The 2,305-nt window shown below is 67.5% G+C and carries 2 protein-coding genes; both read right to left on the reverse strand.

Annotated elements, in window-relative coordinates; genetic code table 11:
* A partial coding sequence (locus WAN71_RS24865; protein WP_422227879.1) for a class I adenylate-forming enzyme family protein occupies window positions 1-1,178 on the reverse strand: 1,178 nt, incomplete at its 3' end.
* Between the two features lie 9 nt (window positions 1,179-1,187).
* Window positions 1,188-2,305: thiolase family protein (locus tag WAN71_RS24870; RefSeq protein WP_422227880.1), on the reverse strand; the 1,118-nt coding region annotated here is incomplete at its 5' end.

The following is a 2,305-nucleotide window of genomic DNA, read 5'->3' on the forward strand; positions in this document are numbered from 1 at the left end:
CACCACCCGTCGCGCAGCGTCGCCTGGGTTGCCGCCGCGTCCTGCCAGTAGCCGCGGAACATGGAGTCGGACCGCACGACGATCTCACCTGCCTGCTCCACGGGTACGACGCCGCCGTCCTCATCGACAACACGCACCCGCGTACCGGGAAATGGGAAGCCAACCGAGCACAGCCGCTCGGCAGCGTTGGGTTCGTCCAAGACGTGGAACTCGCGGGGCAGTGCGGAGACGATCACTTCGGTCTGTCCGTAGAGGTTGAGGAACCCCGCATCCGGCAACACGGCGAGCGCCCGCTGCAGGGTGGCCGCGGTCATCGGCGCAGCCGAATAGACCACCGTGCGAACCGATTCCACAGCCGATCGGTCACCCACCTCGTCGAGCAGTCCCTTGAGCATGACCGGCGCCAGGTGCAGCACCGTGATCCGCTCCTCAGCGATCAACCGAATTGCGTCGGCCGCGTCGAACTGCTGCTGCAACACCACAGTTGCGCCGCGGGCATGCAGTCCACCGATGATCCCGAGCGCACCGAAATGGAACATCGGCATATTGATCAGTCCGCGATCGGCGCTGCCGCAGCGCATCTCGTTGTTCATCGTGTACGCGACCCGGCGCATCTCCCGCTGTCCGAGGATGCAGCACTTGGCGGCACCGGTCGTGCCGCTGGTGAACAGCAGGTACGCGACATCGTCGGGCCGGGCCACGAATTGCGGCTCGCCGCTGCGGCCGCCTTCGATGAATCGCTCGTAGCCGGTGATCCCCGCCGGAGCGTCTCCCCCGATGGTCACCAGCATCGGCCCGGACGGCACGTCCGCTGCGACATCGGCGATCACCGGCATGAACTCCTCGGCGCAGAACACGATCGAGGGGGCGACGCGGCGGAGCGCATCGGCCATCTCCGATGGGGAGAGCCGGAAGTTGATGGTGGCCATGATGATTCCGCTGAGTTGGGCGGCCGCGTTCAGCTCGCCGAAATCGATGCTGTTGCGGCTCAACACCGCGATGCGGTCCTGGCGCCTCACCCCGGCCGCAGCCATCGCCGACACCAATCGGACTGCCCGGTCCCGTAACTGTGCGTGGGTGACGGTGCGGTGGCCGTCGCGGTAGGCGATGACGTCGGGAAACCGGACCGCGTTGTCGGTCACGATGTCACCGAGCGTCATGTCGTCGACCGCGGCCATCGACGTGAGTTACCGGCTGCTCAACAGTATCGACCCGGCCACCGGCCCACCGCCCACACCGACGGCCACCACCTCGGGAGTGTTGGGTGCCTGCCGATCGCCGCCCTCGCCCCACAACTGCACACATGCCTCGTGCAGGAAGCCCATCCCGTGCAGTCGACCGCCGGAGAGCTGGCCGCCGCTGGTGTTGATCGGCAGCGAACCGTCCAGAGCGATACGCGAACCGTCATCTACGAATTCGCCGACCTTGCCGTGCTCGCAGAAGCCCATCGCTTCCAGCCACATCACGGTCAGGAAGGAGAATCCGTCGTAGAGCTGGGCCATGTCGACGTCGGAGGGAGTCAGCGTGGTGTGCTCCCACAGCGTGGCGGCGGAATCGTGAGCGGCCATCGTGGTGATGTCGCAGCGCTGATCCCAGGTCGCCCGCTCGAACATTCCGGGCCCGACGGACTCCACCGTCAGCGGGTGACGCGGCAGGCCGTTGGCGGCGTCACGGCGCGACACGATCACCGCGGTGGCGCCATCACAGGGCACGTCGCAGTCGTAGAGGCACAGCGGCTCGGAGATCATCCGCGCGCCGAGGTAGTCGTCCATCGTCATCGGTTCGCGGTAGATCGCGTCAGGGTTGAGTCCGGCGTTGGTGCGGGCGTTGATCGCGATGCGGCCCAAATGCTCGCGGGTCAGGCCGAAGTCGTACATATAGCGCTGGGTGGGCATCGCCAGCCAATTCGCCGCCGACAGTGCGCCGAACGGCGCCGACCACTCCAGGTGCGGGGGCAACGCGCCGCCGCCGAACAGCACCGAAGCCCGGCCGCCTCCGGCCTGCTGCGCGGCAGTGGATTCCCACACCGACCGATAGACCACGACGTGGTTGGCCAGCCCGAGACTGACCGCCATGCATGCCTCGATCGCCGGGCCGATCTGCCCCGCGGTCTCCAAAGCCGACATGTACCAGCGGGAGCGCAGTCCGAGTGCGTTGCGGACCTCCTGGACGGTGGCCCCGGAGAATCCGGGGTCCGGCACACCCGGTCCCGGGTAGCTGGCGATCCCGTCGACGTCATCGACGCTCAGCCCGGCGTCGCCGATCGCCCGCAGCACCGCCTCGAGCGTGAGGTCCAATCCCGTTC

It is taken from the genome of Mycobacterium sp. (genome assembly GCF_049280035.1).
Taxonomy (GTDB): domain Bacteria; phylum Actinomycetota; class Actinomycetes; order Mycobacteriales; family Mycobacteriaceae; genus Mycobacterium.